Origin of the sequence: Streptomyces kurssanovii (genome assembly GCF_040677245.1) — a bacterium.
Taxonomy (GTDB): Bacteria; Actinomycetota; Actinomycetes; order Streptomycetales; family Streptomycetaceae; genus Streptomyces; species Streptomyces kurssanovii.
On the sequence record NZ_JBFAQK010000041.1, the window covers coordinates 41,937 to 62,271 of the forward strand.

Consider the following 20,335-nt stretch of genomic DNA (forward strand, 5'->3'; position numbering starts at 1 on the left):
GTCTCAAAGCCCCTGTCCACGCGGAGACAGGATCAGAAGAAGGTCTTGAAGCGGGTGGAGTCGGTGCGCAGGGGCAGTGCGTAGGCCGTTTCGAAGGGCCGGGTCGTGCTGTCGCGGCCGGAGTAGAGCGCGGAGCCGGAGGGTCCGACGGCGTAGAGGTCGGCAACGCCCGTGCCGTTCCTGCCCGCCGGGAGCACGTGGGTGTACTTCTGCCAGCCGCCGCCGACCTTGCGACGGGCGGTGAAGGTGCCGTCGCCCTTGCCCAGGTAGAGCCACAGGGTGCCGGAGGTGTCGCGGGCGAGGAGGTCGCCGCCCGAGGCCCCCGCGATGTTGCCCGGAGCGGTGAGGAGGTTGTAGACGCCCCAGCCGCCGCCGATCTTCTTGCGGGCCTTGAAGGGGGCCGTGGCATTGCCGGTGGAGGCGTAGAACCACAGCACGCCGGAGGTGTCGGTGGCGAGGAGGTCGCCGCGCCGGTCGCCGTTGAGGTCGGACCCGCCGGTGATCTTGTTGTAGACCTGCCAGCCGCCGCCGATCCTCGTACGGGGCAGGAGCTTCTGCTTGCTGCTCCGGTGGAGCCACAGCACACCGTCGCGGTCCCGGCCGACGACGTCGTCCGAGGCAGTGCCCGCCGCGTTTCCGGGGGAGGCCATCAGCGTGTACGTGTTCCAGCCGGTGCCCAGCACGTCCGGCTTCGGGTCCCGGACGACCGGCGGGCAACCCTCTTCGTGGCAGTCGGGGCTGTTGCCCATGGCGCGCAGCTGGCTGAGGTCGTACGCGGAGAGGTTGCCCGAGCTGTCGCGGACGAGCGCGTCCGCGTGGGCGTTGTCGTTGAAGTCGCGCGCCGCGGTGCCACGGTCCACCGTGGTCGTACCGGTCTTCACGGCGGCGGGGCCGACCCCGGACGCGGGGTGGGCGGTCATCTTCCAGGTGTACGCGCCGTTGTAGGCGCCGATCACCTGGTCGAGGTAACCGTCCCAGTCGATGAAGGTGTCGTAGTAGCTCCAGAGCGACACCGTGCGGCCGGTGGCCACGTGGGTGAGATCCAGCGAGACGCCCAGGTCCGAATCGCTGGTCTTCCAGGTCACGCGACCGTCGGTGCCGTCGAAGCGGTACACGCTCGGAACATTCACCTGCTCCAGGACGATTCCCAGGGGGCGCTGCTCGTCCGCGATCATGGTGGCCGCCGGGGTGCCGCTCGCGTCGAGCGAGATGCGGAAGAGGCCTCGGCCTTGGGCGAAGGTGCCGCCGGGCACCAGGAGCGTGCCGTCACCGACCTGGGCCACGCGACCCGCGAGGTCGAGGAGCGGGACCTTCCGGCCGTCCTTCAGCGACTTGAGGACGACCGGCCTGTTCGGGTACGTGACCCCGTCGACGACGAGCCTGTCGCCGCCCGTGATCGCCAGCCAGTCGCCGCCCAGGGCGATCTGCGCGCGGTAGGGGTGGGTCTCGGCCTGCCTGGTCTCGCGGTCCACGATCGTGGTCCGGCCGTACGGCGACTCCCACAGCACGCGGTCGGGCGTGACCTGCGCGAAGCCGCTGTAGTTGCCGACGTCGTACGTCTCGACGGTGGCGGCCGTGGCCACGTCGACCAGGGCGATACGGAAGCCGTAGTCCGGCGCCGAGGTCTGTACAGCGACCGTGCCGGGCGTAGAGCCGTAGAACTCCCAGAGGACTCCCGCCGGCATCCCGGTCACCTTGCGGTCGACGACCTCGCCGCCGGGTACCCGGCTGACGAGGTGGAGTTCGTCGGTGGCCGTGTCGACCATCACGAGCGTCGACCCGTTGACCTCCTCCAGCCGGTAGGGGATGTCGATGACGACCGGGTCGCCGCCCTCGGCCATGTCGCGGACGGTGTGGCGGGTTCCTTCGCTCGCCACGACGACGTCGGCTCCGGCGGCGCCTCGGTAGGTGACCGCGGCGTTCTTCGGGAACGTGGTGCCGGAGCCGTCCGCGTACCGCATCCAAACGGCGACGCCGTCCGTCCGAACGCCCAGGAACCCGTTGGGCCCGGCGGAGAGGAAGCTGCCGGTGAACGGGAAGGCCGCGTCCCCGGCCTGCCGCGCGACCTCGGCCGCTCCGGCGGGTGCCGCCGTCGCGGCGGTGGCCGGGCCGGCGAGCGTGCCGGCGGTCGTGGTGGCCAGGGCGACGGCGACGGCGACGGTCAGCCGGAACCTGGAGGTGCGGACGCGGGCGCGTGACATGGGGCGGGGGCCTCCTCGGAGAAGGACGTGCGAGCGGCGGAGAACGCCACGCCCACAAGACCTGTGAGACGGCCGGACGGTTGTACGCCTGATGCGACGAATGTTCTTGAACGGGGGCTTTGTTCCTCGCGGCTGAAAGCTCCTTCGGAACGGAGCCGGCGGCCGGTACGCACCGCGGTACGCGCCGGGCCCTCTTCGACACCTGATGTGAACTCAGGGTTGTACGGGAGGCTGCCCGTTGTTTCCCGGCGGCGGTAGGGGCCTGACCCGAGGGAGGCGCCGACGTGGCCCCCGGGATGCCCCGGAGACGGCCCGGCGTGGCCGGAGAGGCCGGGTGCGGCCCGGTGTTCTGTGCAGGCCTTCCCACGCGTACAACCCTCCGGTCCGAACGGAAGTCTCATGGAGCGGCGCCAGCAGGATCACGCGTCGATTCGATTTCCCCAGGAGGAACTTTTGATCTCCGCACGCACGACCCGTCGGAGTGTCTCCGCAGCGATCACCACCGTCCTCGCTGTCACGCTCGGTGCGGGCGCCCTGTCCGTCCCGGCCACCGCCGCACCCCCGCCCGCCGCCGTGGCGGCCGAGGCGGGAACGCAGGCGGCACCCGTCGCGTACCCGACGGACGCGTACCGGTTCGCCGCGGCCGGAAAGACCGGCTTCCTCACCCAGGAGCGGGGGACCACGGGTCCGGTGCTCAAGTGGACCCGGTTCGCGGACGGTTCGACCACCGTCATCGACGCCCCGGTGGCCGATTCCACCGGGTCGGACGTGATCATGACCGGGCAGGGACAGAGCACGAGCCGTTCGCTGGTCGTGAAGCTCCATGACATGGCCGACGGCGGCAGGACCGTCACGATCGACCTCCGCCCGCTGAACGGCGTCTATGTGAAGGCCGTTTCCCGTGACACGGTCCTGGCGCAGATGACACAGCCGGACGGCTCCGTGGAGCTGCGCCTCGTCACCCGTACCGGCGACACCGTCACGCAGCGGAAGGTCGAAGGCCTTCCGCCCGGGGCTACGAGCATCGTCTCCGGTTCACCCCGTGACGGCTCGGTCCTGCTCTCCTACGCCCTGCGGTCGGAGACGTCGTGGCGGCGCGAGTTCGCCGTGGTGGACCTCGCCGCCGCCAAGGTGGTCTCCACCCACGAGACCGACGCCTACTTCACCAGCTGGAGCTCGCTCTCCGCCACGCACCTGGTCTGGTCGGAGGAGGGGGGCAAGGTCTACACGGTGGACCGTGCCACCGGCGTCGAGACCGTGACCGACTTCGATCTCTACGAGGGCGAGAGCATGGCCGTCGGCCTGCTGGGCTCGTGGTCCATGTACGGGACCCCGGGGACCCTGGAGGGAGACGGCACGGGTGACTCGCGACCGCTTGTGCCCTTCACGGCGAAGTCCCTGACCTCGGGCGAGACGGTCAAGCTCGTCGACTACGTCACCCAGGTCGAGACCGGCCCCGACAACACGCTGTTCGTGCGCGGTGGCACCGTCGAGCACGGCGACGGGCTCTACCGGATCTCCCTCGGCGCGGACGGCAAGCCGGCCGCCGAGCTGGTCGCCTCCACCGGGAAGCCGGTGCAGCTCCTCTACCTCGGTGCGCAGATTCCGCACACCTTCGACCTCACCTCCCCGATACCGCTCAAGTGGAAGCTGTCCCGGGAGAACGTCGACGTAGACCTGAAGATCACCCACCGCGGCACCGGCAAGTCCTTCGCGAAGAGGCTGCACATCTACAGCGAGTCCGCCGGCAGCCCCTACTGGTACCGCGACGGGTTCTTCGGCATCAGATGGCAGGAGATCGCGGCCGAATCCCAGATGGGCAAGGACGCGGAGGTCGGGACGTACGACTGGTCGTTCACGGCCCATCCGCAGAACGGCGTCGGTCCGGCCGTGGAGGCCTCCGGCAGCTTCACGGCCGCCAAGGGCGTCTCCTCCCCGCACGACCTCAACTGGAACGGCACCCCCGACCTGCTGGCCCGGGATGCCGAGGGCGTGCTGTGGCGGGCCGACACCACGTACGACGCCACCAAGAAGACCCTCGTGGCGTCGACCAACGAGCGTGGCCGGGTGGGTGGCGGCTGGCAGGTCTACGACCGGATCGAGACCATCGGCGGCATCGGCGCCGGTGCCGCGGACTTCGTCGCCCGGGACAGGAGCGGCGTCCTGTGGCTGTACGACGTGACCGGCAACGGCTACGGGGCGTCGTTCTCGGCCCGCAAGCAGATCGGCGGCGGCTGGAACACGTACACCCGGATCACCGGCGGCAGCGACCTGAACGGTGACGGCCGGGCGGACATGGTCGCCACCGACAAGGCCGGTGTCCTGTGGCTCTACAAGAACACCGGCAACCTCAGCGCCCCCTTCGCCAAGCGGCAGAAGATCGGCAACGGCGGCTGGGGCGTCTACAACCAGATCACCGCCACCGGCAACATCGGCGGCGCCGCCGCCGGTGACCTCGTCGCCCGTGACAAGGCCGGTGTGCTCTGGCTCTACCTCGGCAAGGGTGACGGCACCTTCGCCGCCCGCAAGCAGATCGGCGGCGGCTGGAACGCGTACACCGACACCATCGGCATCGGCGACGCCAACAACGACGGCCGCCCCGACCTGTTCGCGTACGGCCCGGGCAACACCGGCTACTTCTACGCCGGAACCGGCAACTACAGGAGCCCCTTCGCCGGCCGTGTCTCCAGCCCGGTCCTGACCGGTGGCCCCGCGTACAACCACGTCTCCTGACCCACCCGAAGCCCCACACCGCCGCCCCGCGGGTCCTCCACCAGGAGAACCCGCGGGGCGGCGGCGCGTCCAGCCTCGGGGCGGAGTCTTCAGCAGCCCGGTGTCCTCACCGTCGACTGCTCGTGCGATGCGAACGTACTCGCGGTCCTTGCAGCGGTAGGCCCGCTGGACGACGACCTCGACGAGGTCGATGAGCTTCGCCCTGGTCGGCTGATCATGGTCGGCAACGGCCATGCGGCGGATGAGCGACTGCTTCGTGCCCCACGCCTTTGCGTGCTCTGTCCATTCGCGGGGGAACCGTGCTTCCACTCCAGAAAGAGAAGCGCATAGGGCAGACTCGGCCCGCGGGCGCCCTCGCCCACCCACAGTCCTTCCGGCAGGGAATGACTACACATGTCTGCGTACACCTCGCGCGCCCGCCTGAAGGCCGGCTCCTGATACTGCTCCTCCGGCCCCAGCGGCCTCGTGAGATGCCACAACTCGTTCCACCGGTCGAGAGCCGCCCAGGCATTTCTCCGAGCCCCATCCAGATGAGCGAGTGCCACCTCCCGCTCAGCGGGATCGTCGGCTATGAGGCCGAACGCCCAGCCCAATCGTGCACGCCAGGCGTCGGCCTCGTCGCTGTCCGAGCCTGCCCGGCCGCCCTTCGTCATGCCGGAGATCATCTCTCAGGCCGCGACGACGTACATCACGCACGCCTACAACACACGTATCGATGGTGACGAGGCGCGGTGATGCGGCGGATCACCCGAGAGGCACTGGACAGGTTGTGACCTCGCGGCGTCCTAGATCCGGCGGTTACGCCGCTGTGGTGTGGGTGAAGCCGAGGGAGGCCAGTCCTTCGGCCCGGCACAGCCGGTCAGAGGGGCCGCCGACCTCGGTCTGGAGGAGTTGGTAGGCGGCGCCGTGGGACTGGCCCCAGTGCATTGCCGCCTGCCACAGGATGCGTCCCAGGCCCTGGCCACGGGCCTCGGGCAGGACGGCGAAGTACTGGGGCATGAGTTGGGGGCGTCCGATGGCATCGGGGAGCACCTCCATGGGGCCGATCGCGCCCACGATGCGGTCCTCGACTGCGGCGGTGAGGACCGGGCCGCACCGGCTGGCCTGCATCTGGGTGTGGAGGAAGGCCAGGCCGTCGGCGGCCATCGCCTCGGCAAACGGCGCGAAGGTCTTCTGCACGGCGGTCGGCCAGGCGGTGATGGGCCGGACCGGGCCATCGGGGGCGGGGCAGGAGCCCGCGGTGAAATCCTTCAGCTGGATGCGGGTGCCGCGCGGATGCGTGGTCTCGGGGCTGAGGGGGCGTACGACCCGGGCGCCTGCCACGTCGTACCCGGCGGTGAGCTTCGCGGCCAGCTCGGCGGCCTCATCCACGACGCCGTCGGGGAGCCCGTAGGCGAAGACCTTCACAGTGCCGCGTCCGCGCCGGGTCAGGGTGGGGATGAGGGTGCGCTCAGGGTGATGCACCACGTCCTCGTGAAGGACTTTCTCGTCCTTCTCGCCGCCCCAGCGCCGGTCCTTGTCGTAGGGCAGGAAGCCACCGGTGTCGGCCGCTCGCAGGACGTCCTCAAAGATCCCGACGGTCAGGGCGTCGGGGTGGACAGGACCGAGAGTCGGCACGATCGGCGCGGTCAGTTGGGGCCGGAGCCAGTCCCAGCGGAAGAACATGAGCGGCACCCTAACGGTGAGCCGGGCAGGGCTCAGGCCCCGACGCGAGCGCGCCAGGGCCTGAACTGAGTTGACCTGATCGTGTCGGTCAGTGGGGGTTGTCGTCCCCGGCGTCGCAGGAGCACTCCGCGCTCTCCACGATCACGTCGAGGTCCTGGACGGCGGTGATCGACGCGGTCGCGACGGGCGGGGCCGCGCGGCGGGCCGAGGCCGGCGGGCCGGGGAGGATGGTCACCGGTACGGGCGGGGTCATGAGGCGTTCTCCTTGTCTCCGTGCTGGCAGTAGCTGTGCAGCGGCGCCTTGGCCTCCTGGTAGTGCTTGGCCAGGGGGCGGCAGACCCGGCAGGTGCCGGACAGGGCGCAGCCCTCGCACCCACCGGTGCGAAGCATGAGGCGGTCGGCGATGGCGCCGAGCCGGGTGAGGCCGTCGATGCCTTCGGCCATCAGGTCGATCTGGTCGTCGCGGCCGACCTTGCAGATCGAGACCTTGGCGTGAGGGTCGGCGTGGAAGAAGGTGTGTCCAGCGTTGCAGCCGGCGAACGGCTTGCGCTGCCGCAGGTGGGCGGCGGACTGGGCGAGCAGCGGCTCACCGCCGCCGTAGATCGTGGGCGTCATGTTCGTGTACGCGTGGTTCTCGACGTTCCACTCGTCGGCGAGGGCGGCCATCTCGTCGGCCTCGGAGGCGTTGTCCTCGGTCACCACGACGTTGATCCGCAGCGGCAGCCCCGCCTCGCGTGCGGCGTCGACGCCGCGCCGGAACGCCTTCCACGCCCCGCGGCGCTGGGTGAGCGTGTCGAAGGACTCCTCACTCGCCCCGTACATGCTGACCACCAGGCGGTAAGGCGGGCAGTCACGGAAGAGCTTGAGGAGGTCCGGCCGCCAGAGCAGCGAGCCGTTGGTGGAGATGGTGAGCATCATCCCGGCCTGCCAGGCGTACCGGTAGGCGCCCTGGAAGTGGGGATCCATGGTGGGTTCGCCGCCGGTGATCTGGAGCCAGAGGACACCGGCCTCGCGCATGATGTCCAGCAGCCGCACCTTGTCCTCCCAGCCGAGGCCGGAGAAGGGCCGCTCGCCGAGGTAGCAGTGCTTACAGCCGAAGTTGCAGCCGAGGTTGATTTCCCAGGAGGCCCGGCAGTATCCATACGGGGACGGCTGGCGTACCAGCACGGTGTCCTGCGCGGGGCGGCCGCCCAGGTCCAGGCCCCACATGTCGGCGGCGGTCTGCACCGCCCAGGCGGGAAGCGACTCACCGTCGGTGGCGGCCTGGCGCAGGCCCTCGTAGTGGTCGGCGGAGATTCGGGCACCGGCCCTTGCTCCCGGCTTGAGGAGAAGGTGCCCGTCGAGGAACGGGGAGGCGATCAGAGCGTGGGCCATCGGTGGCCCTCCTTCCGGATCACGGAGCGGGACAGCACACGGGACTCCTGGCGGCCGGCGGCGGCAGTGGATCTCGCCAAGCCCGTTGCAGGTGCCGCAGGTTCTGCCGGACGAATTGGCGCCGCTGCCACCGCAGTCCCCGCACTGTTCGTTGCGAGGCGAGCGAGGGCGCCAGGTCTTGGGCGGGCTCGCGATCAGTTGGTGCACGAGACCTCCTCCAGGGCGTCTTCCCAGGTGTGCTGCCTGGCGTGGTCGGCGAACAGGCAGCAGCCCTCACCGTCAGGACCCGGGGCGGCCACCGGGCAGTCCGGCAGTACGACAAGTTCCGCCTCGTCCGCCCCGTGCCAGCGGAGCCACAGCGCGGTCCCGTATGCGCCGGCGTCGGTGAGGAGACCGAAGTGCTCACCTTCGTCGTGTGCGGACAGCTGGCACTGCACGGCCCTGTCGATGTACGGGGCGGCCGACTTCTCCCGCGCTTCCCGTGCCAGGTCGAGGGGCACCCCGCGCCAGTGCACGCACCGCATCACGACACCATCCGGAAGGATGCGACGGCGTTCCGGGCCTGCTGCGAGCACCGGGGGCAGAGGCACGGCGGGTAGCGGCCCGGGTTCTCCGGGACCACCGGGTCCTCGCCCACGCGTACCTCAGTGAGAGGCCCCCACGTCTGGCCGGAGTCGCGGGAGACCCGCAACGTCATCCGTACGTCGTCCTGTCCGTTCGCCATGGCCAGGAGCATCGCGATCCGCGGGACCGGTCAGAAAGGCCAAGCGGATTACCCAACTTGGGTAACATCACCCTCGGTTGACCAAGTGCAGCGATCCGTAGTCCTCATGCCGGAGCGTGCCCGATGCCCGAGCCATCTCGCTCGAAGGAACTCCCGGTCAGCCTGCTCACGGACCCAGTGATGATCGAGGCATGCCAGGCCAGAGACTTCGGCCGCATCTTTCAGCTGGTCAAGGCACGAGCAGGCATCTATCCGTCGATGGTCGCGCGTCGCTGCGACCTGACCCCGAGCCGCGTGGGCGAGGTGATCGCCGGACGGCGGCAGCTGCTGCACATGGACGTGATCGAACGGATCTCGGACGGACTGCGCATCCCCGGACACATGCTCGGCCTTGCCCGACGCTCCTGGGAGACGCCGCCCAGCCTGACAGTCACGCCCCGCGAACCGGCCGAGGTACCGGCCCCCTCAGCCGTCGAACCACTGGCCGTCGGACTACCGGGGGCGGACGTCGACAGCATCCTCGCCCTGGCAGCCGAGCAGGATCTCAGCGCGTCGACGCTGGACGCGTTGCACTCGTCGATCGCGGATTACTGGCGCCGGGACGACGAGCACGGCGGCGAGACCTTACGGTCGGCGGTCGTCGGCCAGCTCCGCTACGTCGTCGACCTCCTCAAGGAGCAGCGTCCGGCTCCTCTACGGGACGGCCTGCACAGCATCGCGGCCGAGTTGGCCCGGCTCACCGGATGGACCTACTTCGACGCCCGCCAGTACAACCAGGCACGCGCCTACTTCACCGAATCCCTCGGCCTGGCCAAGGCCATTGACGACCGCCAGTTCATGGCCAACGTCCTCGCCTGCATGAGTCTCCAGGCCACCTACCAGGACAAGCCCGGCGACGCCCTCGCACTCGTCACGGCCGCCCAGGACCAGGCCCGAACGACCGCAGGGACGACACCGCGCGTGCTGGCCATGCTCGCGATGCGCGAAGCCTTCGCCCACGCCACCCTCGGCAACCACGGCGCTACCCACACCGCGATCTCGGAAGCGCACACCCACTTCGGACGGATCAGCACCGGTGATCCGGACCCGGCCTGGGTCGCCTACTTCGACGAGCCGAAGCTGATCGTGGACACCGGTATCGCGCACGGCCGCCTGGGCGAAGTCGCCCTCGCCGAACCCCTCATCGCGGACGCTCTGCGCCGAGAACACCAGACGAACCACCGAGGCCGCGCCTTCCACGCTTTCTGGCTCGCCCGCACCCAGCTCCAACGCGGCAAACTCGACGAGGCGTGCCACACGGCCATGGACGCCCTGGCCCCGGCAGCGGCCGTCAGCTCGCAACGAGTCGCCGGCCACCTCCGGGAGTTCTACGAGCAGCTGGAGCCCTTCCGCCGGGAACCGGCCGCGGTGGCGTTCGAGTCCAGGCTCCGGGAAGCGCTGCCCCGGCAGATCAGCGGATCGCGTCGTCCATAAGTACGTAGAGCAGACCGACGAGGGAACCACTGCTGACAATCTCGCGTCGGTCGATCATGCCCCGCACGTTGGCCAGCGGGATCCATTCGATCCGGTCCGACTCGTTCTTCTCGGTCGGCGGACCTTCGTACGTCGCTCCGTCAGCCCGGAAGACGTGGTGCTGGGAGTCGGTGATGCCATTGGCCGGCTCGGCGTAGATCAGCGACTTGATCGGGCCGGGCCGCCAGCCGGTCTCCTCCAGCACCTCACGGGCTGCTGCTTCCGCCGGGCTCTCGCCCTCCTCGACCAACCCCATGGGCAGCTCCCATGCCCAGGCGTTCGTGATGAAGCGATGCCGCCACAGCATCAGGACCTCGCGCCGCTCGTTGACGACGGCGGCCACGGCCAGGTGGCGGAGCTTGACGACGTGATGCTCCCAGCGGCTCCCGTCAGGCGTCTCGACGTCGGTGAGCCACAAGTTCACCCATCTGTTCTCGTAGATCGGACGTTCCCCGTGGATCTTCCACTGCATCGCTGCGGCCCCTCTCGATCGGCCTCCAGCATCGCAGAGCTACGGACACCGGCTCCCAGGTTCAATCAAATTCACGTCATAGTGACGAATAGGCAGCCGGCCTGAGGAGACGCGGACGGTAGCGATTGGCCCTCGCCCAAGACCGCGAGCGGGGCATCTGTAGGACTGCTGGAGAGGGTGCGATCGGGCCCGCAGCGGTCGCAGTGGACCCGGCGTGGACCGCCTGGGACCACAGGGGCTAGTGACGGGCCCGAAGGAGCAGGTCAGGCACGTACAGCAGGCTTCCCGCAGCACCCTCTTGAAAACCGCCGTGGCGCGAGTCACCGTGGGTTCAAATCCCGCACGCACCGCACAGTGAAACGGTCCCTGACCAGTGCTACGGCCAGGGGTCGCTTTCAGGTTTGGCCGCCCGCAAGCGCCCGTCGGTCCCTGCTGTTCCCCGCTGCACGGGGCACGCGAGGGACACGCCCCAGCCGATCTGGTCATCTCGGGATCCGGGCCTTCTGGGCGGCTCTGGGCACGCTTGAATGTGAGGGTGACGAAGTGGGAACCGCCTTACGTACCTCGGACCGCCGAGCTCGTGCCCGCACTCCTGGAGCAGGTGGAGGCAGGGACCGGAGACGAGAGCGTGTGGCGCGAGCTATGGACCATGCTGTGCATCGAGGGCGAGACCCTCGTCCCTGGGAGTCTTGCCGCACTGCCACGTCTGGTCGCGCTCGCCCGGAGCGAAACACAAGCGCTGGATATGGCCGGAGGGATCGTGCGCAGCGCGATGACGGACGATCAGGGTGAGCGCATGTTCGTGGAGAGCCCCGACGCCATCGCGGAGCTTCGGGAACTGGTGGACCAGCGTCTGCGGACGCGTCCGACCGACTACATCGGGGCCTTCGCACCCTCCTCGCGATCGAAGGGCAGTTCCACTGGAGTGCCGTCCTCGGTGACGTCAGCGACGAGTTCTACGAGGTGGACTGTCCGCACTGCGCCCTGACGGTGACCATCGCCATCGGGGGATACGGGTACTACTCGGCCTACCGGGACTGGGACGCGGGCGATGTCGACCGGCGCGACCTGCTGCCGGCGTCCGTCGCGGAGCTCGACGGCATGGGGCGGTGGATGTACGACCTCGCGGTCCGGGACGGTCAAGACCGGCTGGCCGAGGGGGTGACATATCTCTTCGGCCGCGCGGAGTGCCCACGCTGTGCCAGCGTGTTCCGCACAGCCGATGAGTACGCAGCCGCCAACCTCCCTGTGTTCGGGTGACACGCACCCGGTTGGGAAGCTGCGTCCGGACTCGCTCCTCGCGTCGTGATGGAGATCCTCGGGCACAGCCAGATCAGCGTCACCATGGACGTCTATACGCACGTCGTCCAGGACACGCAGCGCGAGGCCATCAGCCACATGGACCGGCTGCTCAAGAGGCGGCCCGGTCGTGAGTGACCGCCCGCGTTGATGTCAGAAGTGGATGTCAAAGGCCCCGGACCATGATCGGTCCGGGGCCTTTGCGCTGGTGCCCCCGGCAGGATTCGAACCTGCGACACCCGCTTTAGGAGAGCGGTGCTCTATCCCCTGAGCTACGAAGGCATGGACCTCGGCCGAGATCCGGCGACTAGCCTAGCGGATAAGGGATACGCGCTGGCAACATTCCCGTTTCCGCAGGTCAGCGGCGTACTGGTGTGGCGCGGGAGCATGGCGGGTCCGTGCACGGGGTCGGGCCCTGGGGGAAGGGCATCGCGCCCCCGCCCGTCCCGGGCCCAGGCGTGGAGCATGCCCGGGCCCGGCCTCCAGCCCGCTCCCGCGAGCACTCCGGCTCAGGTGGACGAGTACAGCTCCTCGATGTCCGCCGCGTACGCCTTCACGATCGCGCCCCGTCGCAGCTTCAGTGACGGCGTCATCAGGCCGTCGTCCATGCTGAACTCGTTCGGGAGGATCCGGAACGCGCGGATCGACTCGGCCCGGGACACCGCACTGTTCGCCATGGTCACGGCCCGCTGGATCTCCGCGTGCAGTTCCTTGTCGATCGTCGCGCCGTGAGGGAACGACAGCTGTTTGCCGCGCAGTTGGTACCAGTGCTTCGACGCCTCGGGGTCCAGGGTGATCAGGGCCGCGATGAACGGCCGGTTGTCGCCGACCACGAGGCACTGCGAGATCAGCGGGTGCAGGCGTAGCCGGTCCTCCAGGATCCGGGGGCTGACGCTCTTCCCGCCGCTGGTGACGATGATGTCCTTCTTGCGTCCCGTGATCACGAGATAGCCGTCGTCGAGCCAGCCCACGTCGCCCGTCGCGAGCCAGCCGTCGCGCAGGACGGACCCGGTGGCCACCGGGTCGTTGTGGTAGCCGGCGAAGACGACGTCGCCGCGGACCCAGATCTCCCCGTCCTGGGCGATGTGTACGGAGCAGCCCGGCAGCGGCCGGCCCACGGTGCCGAACCGGGGGCGGCCCGGTGGCTGGCTGGTCACCGCGGCGGTGGTCTCCGTGAGCCCGTACCCGTCGTGGACGGTGATCCCTGCGCCGTCGAAGAACAGGCCGAGTTCCCGGTCGAGGGTCGAGCCGCCTGAGGTGGCGTGCCGGACGCGGCCGCCCAGTACGGCCCGCAGCCGCCGGTACACCAGGCGGTCGTAGAGGGCGTGCCTGGCCTTGAGCATCCGTCCCGGCCCGGGCCCCTCACCTGTCTCCCGCCGCTGCACCTCCTCGGCGTAGCGCACCGCCGTGTCGACGGCCTTGTCGAACAGTTCCCCCCGCCCGGCCTGCTCGGCCGCCCGGCGCGCCTTGTCGAAGATCTTCTCGAAGATGTACGGCACGGCGAAGATGTAGGTCGGCCGGAAGGACGCGAGGGCGGGGAGCAGCGCGTCGGGCGAGAGGTCGGGCTGGTGGCCCAGCCTGACGCCGCCCCGCATGCAGGCCACCTGCACCATCAGCCCGTAGATGTGCGACAGCGGCAGGAAGGCGAGGATGCACGGCTGCTCGCCCGGCTCGGCGAGGATGCTCTTCCAGCCCGTGTACAGGGTGTCGCACTCGGCCGCGAGGTTGGCGTGGGTGATCACACAGCCCCTGGGCCGGCCGGTGGTGCCCGACGTGTACGTGATGGCGGCGATCGACTGCGGTCCCACCGCCCGGCGGTGACGGTGCACCACGGTCTCCGGCACATGCCGGCCCCGCTCCGTCAGCCGTTCGACGCAGCCCGAGTCCAGCTGCCACATCGAACGGAGCAGCGACAGCCCGTCGCAGGCCGCCCCCACCGTCATGGCGTGGTCCTCGTGCTCGACCACGATGGCCACCACCTCGGTGTTCGACAGGATCCAACGGACCTGGTCCGCGGAGGAAGTGGGGTAGACGGGTACGACCTGCGCGCCGATCGACCACAGCGCATAGCTGAACAGGGTCCACTCGTAGCGGGTCCGGGACATCACGGCGACCCGCTCACCGAGTCGTATGCCCTCGGCCAGCAGTCCCTTCGCCAACCCCACCACCTCGTCACGGAATTCGGACGCGGTCACCGGGACCCACTCGTCGCCGCCGGGGCCGCTGACGCGCCGGGACAGCTGTAACAGCTTCGGGGTGCGCTCGGCCACGTCGTAGACCGAGTCGGCAAGGCTTCCCGTCGCCAGGGTCTCCACCAGCGGCGGAAGGCTGAAGTCGCGCAAAGTACCCCCTTGATGAGCCACCGCCGCGCCGCGTTTCGCAGCGGGCAGGGGCGCAAAGTACCGGCCATTGACGTGGCTGCCTAGGGTCTTGACGCCGCTCGCTCGCATGCGCGATTAAGACCGGGTTACGACAGTACGTCGGGAGTGGGAATCCGGTCGGCGGTCAGGGTGGACGGGGGTTGGCCAGGGGGCGGGCGGGGCCGGCGGCCGGCGCTTGACGGGGTCCGAGGAGCGGCATAGCGTCGCGGGCGTACTGAGCATGCGCTTAGGAAGGCCGCCCGTGTCGCACTCGTACCCCGTAGCCGCCCTCACCGCTCCCGGTGCTCCCTTCGAAGTCGTACGGGGCGAGGACGGCGGGCTGATCTACGCGAACGGGCCCCGCACCTTGCCGGAGTTCGTCGAGGCGACGTGGGCGTTCGGGGACCGGCCGTTCCTCGTGGCGGAGAGCGGGACGTACACGTACGGCGAGTTCTTCGCCGCCGCGTCCGCCCTGGCCCGGCGGTTCGTGGACGTCTACGGGCTGCGTCCCGGGGACCGGGCGGCCGTCGCGATGCGCAACCACCCCGAGTGGCAGATCGCCTTCTGGGCGGCGCAGCTCGCCGGCCTCGTCGCCGTCCCGCTCAACGCCTGGTGGACCGAGGAAGAGCTGACGTACGCGCTGGACGACTGCACGCCGCGCGTCCTGCTCGTGGACGGTGAGCGGCTGCCGCGCGTCGAGGAGTGGCGGAAGCGCAACGGCGCGCGCTGCGTCGTCTTCCACCAGGAGGGACCCCGCGACGGTCTCGACGACGGACCCCGCGACGGGCACGAGGGCGGACTCCGCGACGAGGCTGCCGGCGCTGGTGCCGGTGGTGTCGAGCGGTACGAGGACCTGCCCGCGCCGGACCCGTTCGCCGCGCCGCCCGCCGTCGAGGTCGCCGCTGAGGACGACGCGACGATCATCTACACGTCCGGGACCACCGGCCGCCCCAAGGGCGCCGTCGCCACGCATCTCGCACAGGCCGGCGCGGCACTGCACCCCCGCTACCACGCGGCGGCCGCATCGCTCGCGCGCGGTGTGCTGCCCGGACAGGGGCCCGCGCCGGTCGTCCTGATGACGTTCCCGTTCTTCCATGTGGCCGCGTTCACCACGCTGTACTCGATGATGGGCGTCGGCGGCACGCTCGTACTGATGCGGAAGTGGGACGCGGAGAAGGCCCTCGCGTTGATCGAGGAGCACGGCGTCACGCACTACTCGGGCGTGCCGACGACGGCGCTCCAGCTTCTCGACGCCGCCGAGCGCACCGGCTCGGACCTGGCGACGCTCAGCCACCTCAGCACGGGCGGCGCGGCCGCCCCGCCCGATCTGGTCGCCCGGCTGACCGCCCGCTACGGGCACCGGATCGAGCCCCGCAGCGGTTACGGACTGACCGAGACCTGCGGCGGTGTGCTCGCCAACTCGGGGGACGGCTACCGCGACGACCCGGGCAGTGTGGGCATGCCCTCGCCCGCGACCGAGGTGCGGATCGCCGGAGCGGACGGCGAGCCGCTCCCCGAGGGGGAGGTCGGCGAGCTGTGGCTGCGCGGGCAGTCGCTCGTCCGCGGCTACTGGCGCGACGAGCCGGCCGGCGCGGCCGCCTTCCAGGACGGCTGGTTCAGGACCGGAGACCTCGCGACGGTGCGGGAGGGCCGCGTCAGCATCGTCGACCGGATCAAGGACATGGTGGTCCGGGGCGGGGAGAACGTGTACTGCGTCGAGGTCGAGGCCGTGCTGCACGACCACCCCGAGGTCGCCGACGCCGCTGTGCTGGGCGTGCCGCACCCGGTGCTGGGGGAGGAGGTCGCGGCCGTGGTCCGGTTGCGTGCCGGCGCCACGGTCACCGCGGAGGAGCTGAGGGCGCACGTCGGCGGGAAGCTGGCCGCCTTCAAGGTGCCCGCCCACGTCCTGCTGCGGGACGAGCCGATCCCGCGCAACCCGACGGGCAAGATCCTCAAGCGGGTTCTCAGGGAGTCGCTTCGGAGCGGGTGATCCGGACCCGGTAGACACCGTTCTCGTCCTCGTCGACCACCGAGATGCGTATCCCGTTCTCGCGGTCGTGGAAGGTCTGGCCCGGCCGGTAGGGGGCGTCTGACAGTTCGGCGTGGATGTTGGCGCCCCGGGTGCAGCCGCCGCTGTCGCGGTCGCTGTCGGAGACGGTCACCGGGCCCTGCCCCGTGTCGACGTCGGATTTCACGCGGTAGATGAGCACGCCCGGCTCGCACACGTGGTCGTCGTTCCCGGCCCGGGTGCGCACCTCGGCCGCGTAGCCGGTGCTCTCGTCCAGCGGCACGACCGCCATCTTGGAGCCGCCGCGCGTGGCGAGCGGGGTGAGGGTGTACTCGGTCGTGCCGGGGGTGGCGGCGCACCCGATCTGGCTGTTGTCCAGCCAGCCGAGCTTCCACTTGTGCCAGCCGAGCAGGTCGTTGTTGGCGCCCCAGTCCTCGGACATGATGTCCCAGTGGCCCACCGCGCCGCCGCCGCTCGCGGTGTAGAGGTCGGGCAGCCCGAAGACGTGGCCGTTCTCGTGCGGCAGGACGCGGTAGCCGGTCTCCGAGTACGAGCCGGAACCGTCGTCCTGACGGCTGTAGACGAAGGACGTGTTGGCGAGCGGCACGCCGTCGGCGACCGGTGCCGCCTCGTTGCCGGAGAAGGTCACCGAGAGCACGGTGTCCAGCGCCGACGGGCCGGCGTTGGGGGTCACCAGGACGTTGACGAGGTCGTAGTCGGCGAAGTCCACCTTCGGGTCGGCGACGGAGACCAGGTCCTCGACAAGCTGCCGGTACCCCGGTTCGTACGGTGAGCCGCGCTCTATCCCGTAGGCGGCGAACGGCATCGGCATCCGCAGCCAGTCGCTCACGGGGGCGTGCGGCCGGTAGCTGAGCCGGCCGTACGAGCTGGTGGCGAACCACTGCGAGGTCTGGGGGAAGAACTCCGCCAGCCGGTCGAGGGCGGAACCGGCGCCCTCCGCGTCCGGAAAGTCGATCATCAGGTTGAGAGCGCGGACCACGCCGGTGGAGCGGGTGTATCCGGCGGGGGTGGGCAGGCCCTCCGACATCTGGACGCCGATGCCGGTCGGGATACGGCAGGGTCCGAGGCCCACGGCGTCTGGCGCGGAGCTGGGGCCGGCGTAGACCCGGTGGGGGGCCGGGACCGTCGAGCTCGCCGTGGTGAGGGCGGCCAGCGTCAGGGCTGCGAAGGCGGCGAGTCCGGCGAGCCTGCCGCGTCTGCGTATCCGGTGGCGGGTCTGCTCCATGCGATCGCCTTCGGGGTCCGCGGCAGCAGGCCGGGCCCTGGCTGCGCTCACTTCGAACAGCCTGTGTCGGGCGGTGGCGGGGCGCGCGTCGGGTGGTCCGATCGTGGGGTTTTCCCGGCGGAAGGCATATGTGGCTCAGGTCACAGCACGGAGGGGAAATAACCGGGGATCGTTTCCCCGTTTGAACCCGTGTCTCCGCTGAAACGGGGACACGGTCCCCGGTTGGGGCCCACCGAACGCCACGGGACTTCAGCGCCGAAGTCCCGGACCGCCGGCAGAGGCTGACAGGCCCGGCCCCGGCACCCGGCAACCCGCCGGCCCCGCAAGCCGCGGACGGAGAACACGGAAGGAAGTGGAGTCGTGAGCATCGCCGCCGAAACGCGCCGCCCGCCGCGCCCCCGGGCGGACGCCCTGCGCAATCGCGAGCGGATCGTGTCGGCCGCGCGCGAGATGTTCGTCGAGTTCGGGCCGGAAGTCCCGCTCGACGAGATCGCCCGCCGTGCGGGCATCGGCAACGCGACGCTCTACCGCCACTTCCCCGACCGCGCGGTCCTGATCCGCGAGGTCGTCCTCCTCGTCCTGTCCCGCACCACGGAGCAGGCGGACGCCGCGGCGGCCGAGGAGGCCGACCCCTTCGCGGCGCTGCGCCGCTTCGTCCACGTGGCGGCCGACGAGCGGATCGGGGCCCTGTGCCCCATGCTCTCCGGCGCCTTCGACACCGACCACCCCGACCTGCACGCCGGCCGCGAGCGACTCGACATGGCCGTGCGCGGTCTCGTCGAGGCGGCGCAGGCGGCCGGCCGGATGCGCACCGACGTCGCCGTGGGCGACCTGATGGTGGCGCTCTCCCAGCTCACCCGGCCGCTTCCGGGCACCGCGTGCCCGAACATGGACCGGTTCGTCCACCGTCATCTTCAGCTGTTCCTGGACGGACTCGAGGCGCCCGCGCGCTCCGAACTGCCCGGGACGGCCGCGACCCTGGAGGACCTGCGCACCACGTGACGCCGTGAGTCCTTCCGCCCTCCCGCACTCCTGAGTCCTTTACGCGCTCCGTGTGACCCTCGGTCACCCGGCGGCGTGTCACCTCCCGTTACCCATTAGGTGGCCAGACGCATGCCGAAAACAGCCGACATTTCATCGTCCGAGCCGAGACTGTCCGGCCCGGGACTCCCCGACCCGAGCCGCTGGAAAGCTCTGGTCTTCATAGCCCTCGCCCAGCTGATGGTGGTGCTCGACGCGACGATCGTGAACATCGCGCTTCCCACCGCCCAGCAGGACCTCGGGATCTCCGACGCCAACCGGCAGTGGGTCATCACGGCCTACGCCCTCGCCTTCGGCGGGCTGCTGCTCTTCGGCGGCCGCATCGCCGACCTGTGGGGACGCAGGCGCACCTTCATCGTCGGACTGCTCGGCTTCGCCGCCGCCTCCGCGCTCGGCGGCGCGGCGACCGGTGAGGCGATGATGCTCGGGGCGCGTGCCCTGCAGGGCGTGTTCGGCGCGCTGCTCGCACCCGCCGCGCTCTCGCTGCTCGCCGTGATGTTCACCGACGCCAAGGAGCGCGCCAAGGCCTTCGGCATCTACGGTGCGATCGCCGGTGGCGGTGGCGCCGTGGGCCTCATCCTCGGCGGCTTCCTCACCGAGTTCCTGAACTGGCGCTGGACGTTCTACGTCAACATCCCCTTCGCGATCGTCGCCGCCGTCGGCGCGTACCTGGTGATTCGTGAGCCGGCGGGTGCGCGCAACCGCTCCCCGCTGGACATCCCCGGTGTCGTGCTGTCCACGCTCGGCCTGGTGGCGCTCGTGTACGGCTTCACCCGCGCCGAGTCCGCCGGCTGGTCCGACGGGCTGACCGTGGGCATGTTCGTCGCCTCCGTCGTGCTGCTCGCCGCGTTCGTCGCCACCGAGGCGAAGGTCAAGTCGCCGCTGCTGCCCCTGCGGGTCCTGACCGAGCGCAACCGCGGCGGTGTCTACCTGTCGCTCGGCCTCGCCATCATCGCGATGTTCGGGCTCTTCCTCTTCCTGACGTTCTACCTGCAGGTCGTGAAGGGCTACTCGCCCGTCATGACGGGCTTCGCCTTCCTGCCGATGATCGCGGGCATGATCACCGGCTCGACCCAGATCGGCGCCCGGCTGATGACGCGGGTGGCGCCGCGCCTGCTGATGGGCCCGGGCTTCGTCATGGCGGCGATCGGCATGCTGCTGCTGACGCAGCTGGAGATCGACAGCTCCTACGCGGGCCTGATCCTGCCGGCCCAGCTGCTGCTCGGCCTCGGCATGGGTACGGCGTTCATGCCGGCGATGTCCCTGTCCACGCACGGCGTGAACCCGGCGGACGCCGGTGTCGCCTCCGCGATGGTCAACACCTCCCAGCAGGTGGGCGGCGCGATCGGTACGGCTCTGCTGAACACGATCGCGGCCTCCGCCACGACCTCGTACATCGCCTCGCACGCCGCCGGCGCGAGCAACCCGAAGCTGCTGGAGCTCCAGGGCATGGTGCACGGCTTCTCGTCGGCCATCTGGTGGGCGGTCGGCATCCTGGCGGTTGCCGCGGCGATCGCGTTCACGCTCATCAACAGCGGGCGCCCCGGGGCCGGTCCGGTCGCGGCGGGCTCCGGTGAGGGCGCGGGCGCCGACGACGAGATCAAGGTTCCCGTCATCGCGCACTGAGCCGGACCCGGGCCGCGGGAGGACCAGGCGGTACGCGCATGAAGAAGGGCCCCGTCCGGGTGCGAAACGCACCC

16 protein-coding genes, 1 tRNA gene and 1 pseudogene are annotated in these 20,335 nt (G+C 70.3%); 8 read left to right on the forward strand and 10 right to left on the reverse strand.

Translation table 11 applies throughout. The annotated features are described in order from the left end of the window. Positions 1 to 32: 32 nt before the first annotated feature. Positions 33 to 2,201 (reverse strand): hypothetical protein, encoded by a 2,169-nt coding sequence (locus AB0K36_RS24675; protein WP_364598242.1) that lies wholly within the window; start codon positions 2,199 to 2,201, stop codon positions 33 to 35. A 453-nt stretch (positions 2,202 to 2,654) separates the two neighbouring features. On the opposite strand from AB0K36_RS24675, the gene AB0K36_RS24680 reads away from it, so the two are divergent. Then, positions 2,655 to 4,934, forward strand: a complete 2,280-nt coding sequence (locus AB0K36_RS24680; protein WP_364598245.1) for an FG-GAP repeat domain-containing protein — start codon at positions 2,655 to 2,657, stop codon at positions 4,932 to 4,934. A gap of 798 nt (positions 4,935 to 5,732) precedes the next feature. On the opposite strand, the gene AB0K36_RS24685 is transcribed toward AB0K36_RS24680, so the two are convergent. The 5 genes from AB0K36_RS24685 to AB0K36_RS24705 all read right to left on the reverse strand — a co-directional run bounded on the left by AB0K36_RS24685 (position 5,733) and on the right by AB0K36_RS24705 (position 8,697). Further along, positions 5,733 to 6,599: a GNAT family N-acetyltransferase gene (locus AB0K36_RS24685; protein ID WP_364598248.1), complete on the reverse strand. Its 867-nt coding sequence runs from the start codon at positions 6,597 to 6,599 to the stop codon at positions 5,733 to 5,735. Positions 6,600 to 6,687: 88 nt separating this feature from the next. Continuing rightward, on the reverse strand, positions 6,688 to 6,852 hold the full coding sequence (locus AB0K36_RS24690) for a hypothetical protein (protein WP_162952559.1): 165 nt from the start codon (positions 6,850 to 6,852) through the stop codon (positions 6,688 to 6,690). Beyond that, the gene (locus AB0K36_RS24695; RefSeq protein ID WP_364598251.1) at positions 6,849 to 7,973 is read right to left on the reverse strand and encodes a radical SAM protein; all 1,125 of its coding nucleotides are present in this window, start codon (positions 7,971 to 7,973) and stop codon (positions 6,849 to 6,851) included. The genes AB0K36_RS24690 and AB0K36_RS24695 overlap by 4 nt, the downstream gene beginning before the upstream one ends. A 194-nt stretch (positions 7,974 to 8,167) precedes the next feature. After that, complete coding sequence (locus AB0K36_RS24700; RefSeq protein ID WP_364598254.1) at positions 8,168 to 8,497, reverse strand: hypothetical protein; 330 nt, start codon at positions 8,495 to 8,497, stop codon at positions 8,168 to 8,170. Then, the gene (locus AB0K36_RS24705; RefSeq protein WP_364598257.1) at positions 8,497 to 8,697 is read right to left on the reverse strand and encodes a hypothetical protein; all 201 of its coding nucleotides are present in this window, start codon (positions 8,695 to 8,697) and stop codon (positions 8,497 to 8,499) included. Before AB0K36_RS24705 ends, AB0K36_RS24700 begins: the two co-directional genes overlap by 1 nt. A 123-nt stretch (positions 8,698 to 8,820) precedes the next feature. On the opposite strand from AB0K36_RS24705, the gene AB0K36_RS24710 reads away from it, so the two are divergent. After that, positions 8,821 to 10,170, forward strand: a complete 1,350-nt coding sequence (locus AB0K36_RS24710) for an NsdA family TPR-like regulatory protein (RefSeq protein ID WP_364598259.1) — start codon at positions 8,821 to 8,823, stop codon at positions 10,168 to 10,170. On the opposite strand, the gene AB0K36_RS24715 is transcribed toward AB0K36_RS24710, so the two are convergent. Continuing rightward, positions 10,148 to 10,681, reverse strand: coding sequence for an NUDIX hydrolase (locus AB0K36_RS24715; protein WP_364598262.1), 534 nt, complete (start codon positions 10,679 to 10,681; stop codon positions 10,148 to 10,150). The two genes, AB0K36_RS24710 and AB0K36_RS24715, sit on opposite strands and share 23 nt — an antisense overlap. 535 nt (positions 10,682 to 11,216) lie before the next feature. On the opposite strand from AB0K36_RS24715, the gene AB0K36_RS24720 reads away from it, so the two are divergent. The 3 genes and pseudogenes from AB0K36_RS24720 to AB0K36_RS24730 form a co-directional block, all read left to right on the forward strand. After that, complete coding sequence (locus AB0K36_RS24720; protein ID WP_364598265.1) at positions 11,217 to 11,669, forward strand: hypothetical protein; 453 nt, start codon at positions 11,217 to 11,219, stop codon at positions 11,667 to 11,669. Between the two features lie 2 nt (positions 11,670 to 11,671). Further along, on the forward strand, positions 11,672 to 11,941 hold the full coding sequence (locus AB0K36_RS24725) for a hypothetical protein (RefSeq protein WP_364598268.1): 270 nt from the start codon (positions 11,672 to 11,674) through the stop codon (positions 11,939 to 11,941). A 21-nt stretch (positions 11,942 to 11,962) separates the two neighbouring features. After that, positions 11,963 to 12,118 (forward strand): annotated as a pseudogene (locus tag AB0K36_RS24730) (site-specific integrase); the annotation flags it as partial. 68 nt (positions 12,119 to 12,186) lie between these two features. Here AB0K36_RS24730 and AB0K36_RS24735 read toward each other — a convergent pair. Both AB0K36_RS24735 and AB0K36_RS24740 read right to left on the reverse strand, forming a co-directional pair. Next, positions 12,187 to 12,262 (reverse strand) — tRNA-Arg (locus AB0K36_RS24735). Positions 12,263 to 12,489: 227 nt separating this feature from the next. Beyond that, positions 12,490 to 14,322: an AMP-dependent synthetase/ligase gene (locus AB0K36_RS24740; RefSeq protein WP_364598271.1), complete on the reverse strand. Its 1,833-nt coding sequence runs from the start codon at positions 14,320 to 14,322 to the stop codon at positions 12,490 to 12,492. Positions 14,323 to 14,581: 259 nt separating this feature from the next. On the opposite strand from AB0K36_RS24740, the gene AB0K36_RS24745 reads away from it, so the two are divergent. Next, the gene (locus tag AB0K36_RS24745; RefSeq protein ID WP_435877929.1) at positions 14,582 to 16,330 is read left to right on the forward strand and encodes a class I adenylate-forming enzyme family protein; all 1,749 of its coding nucleotides are present in this window, start codon (positions 14,582 to 14,584) and stop codon (positions 16,328 to 16,330) included. Here AB0K36_RS24745 and AB0K36_RS24750 read toward each other — a convergent pair. Then, positions 16,305 to 17,594 carry a M6 family metalloprotease domain-containing protein gene (locus AB0K36_RS24750; protein ID WP_364598277.1) on the reverse strand — a complete coding sequence of 430 codons (1,290 nt, stop codon included), beginning with the start codon at positions 17,592 to 17,594 and terminating at the stop codon, positions 16,305 to 16,307. The genes AB0K36_RS24745 and AB0K36_RS24750 overlap by 26 nt on opposite strands. A 360-nt stretch (positions 17,595 to 17,954) precedes the next feature. On the opposite strand from AB0K36_RS24750, the gene AB0K36_RS24755 reads away from it, so the two are divergent. Then, entirely contained in the window at positions 17,955 to 18,596 is a 642-nt protein-coding gene (locus AB0K36_RS24755) for a TetR/AcrR family transcriptional regulator (protein WP_364598280.1), read from the forward strand. A gap of 111 nt (positions 18,597 to 18,707) precedes the next feature. Then, entirely contained in the window at positions 18,708 to 20,261 is a 1,554-nt protein-coding gene (locus tag AB0K36_RS24760) for an MFS transporter (RefSeq protein ID WP_364598283.1), read from the forward strand. Positions 20,262 to 20,335: the final 74 nt, after the last annotated feature.

Excerpts from the sequence above, each read along its gene's own strand:
- AB0K36_RS24675 (WP_364598242.1), bottom strand. The coding sequence starts at position 2,201 with ATGTCACGCGCCCGCGTCCGCACCTCCAGGTTCCGGCTGACCGTCGCC.
- AB0K36_RS24685 (WP_364598248.1), bottom strand. The coding sequence starts at position 6,599 with ATGTTCTTCCGCTGGGACTGGCTCCGGCCCCAACTGACCGCGCCGATC.
- AB0K36_RS24690 (WP_162952559.1), bottom strand. The coding sequence starts at position 6,852 with ATGACCCCGCCCGTACCGGTGACCATCCTCCCCGGCCCGCCGGCCTCG.
- AB0K36_RS24695 (WP_364598251.1), bottom strand. The coding sequence starts at position 7,973 with ATGGCCCACGCTCTGATCGCCTCCCCGTTCCTCGACGGGCACCTTCTC.
- AB0K36_RS24700 (WP_364598254.1), bottom strand. The coding sequence starts at position 8,497 with ATGCGGTGCGTGCACTGGCGCGGGGTGCCCCTCGACCTGGCACGGGAA.
- AB0K36_RS24705 (WP_364598257.1), bottom strand. The coding sequence starts at position 8,697 with ATGGCGAACGGACAGGACGACGTACGGATGACGTTGCGGGTCTCCCGC.
- AB0K36_RS24710 (WP_364598259.1), top strand. The coding sequence starts at position 8,821 with ATGCCCGAGCCATCTCGCTCGAAGGAACTCCCGGTCAGCCTGCTCACG.
- AB0K36_RS24715 (WP_364598262.1), bottom strand. The coding sequence starts at position 10,681 with ATGCAGTGGAAGATCCACGGGGAACGTCCGATCTACGAGAACAGATGG.
- AB0K36_RS24745 (WP_435877929.1), top strand. The coding sequence starts at position 14,582 with ATGCGCTTAGGAAGGCCGCCCGTGTCGCACTCGTACCCCGTAGCCGCC.
- AB0K36_RS24750 (WP_364598277.1), bottom strand. The coding sequence starts at position 17,594 with ATGGAGCAGACCCGCCACCGGATACGCAGACGCGGCAGGCTCGCCGGA.
- AB0K36_RS24760 (WP_364598283.1), top strand. The coding sequence starts at position 18,708 with ATGCCGAAAACAGCCGACATTTCATCGTCCGAGCCGAGACTGTCCGGC.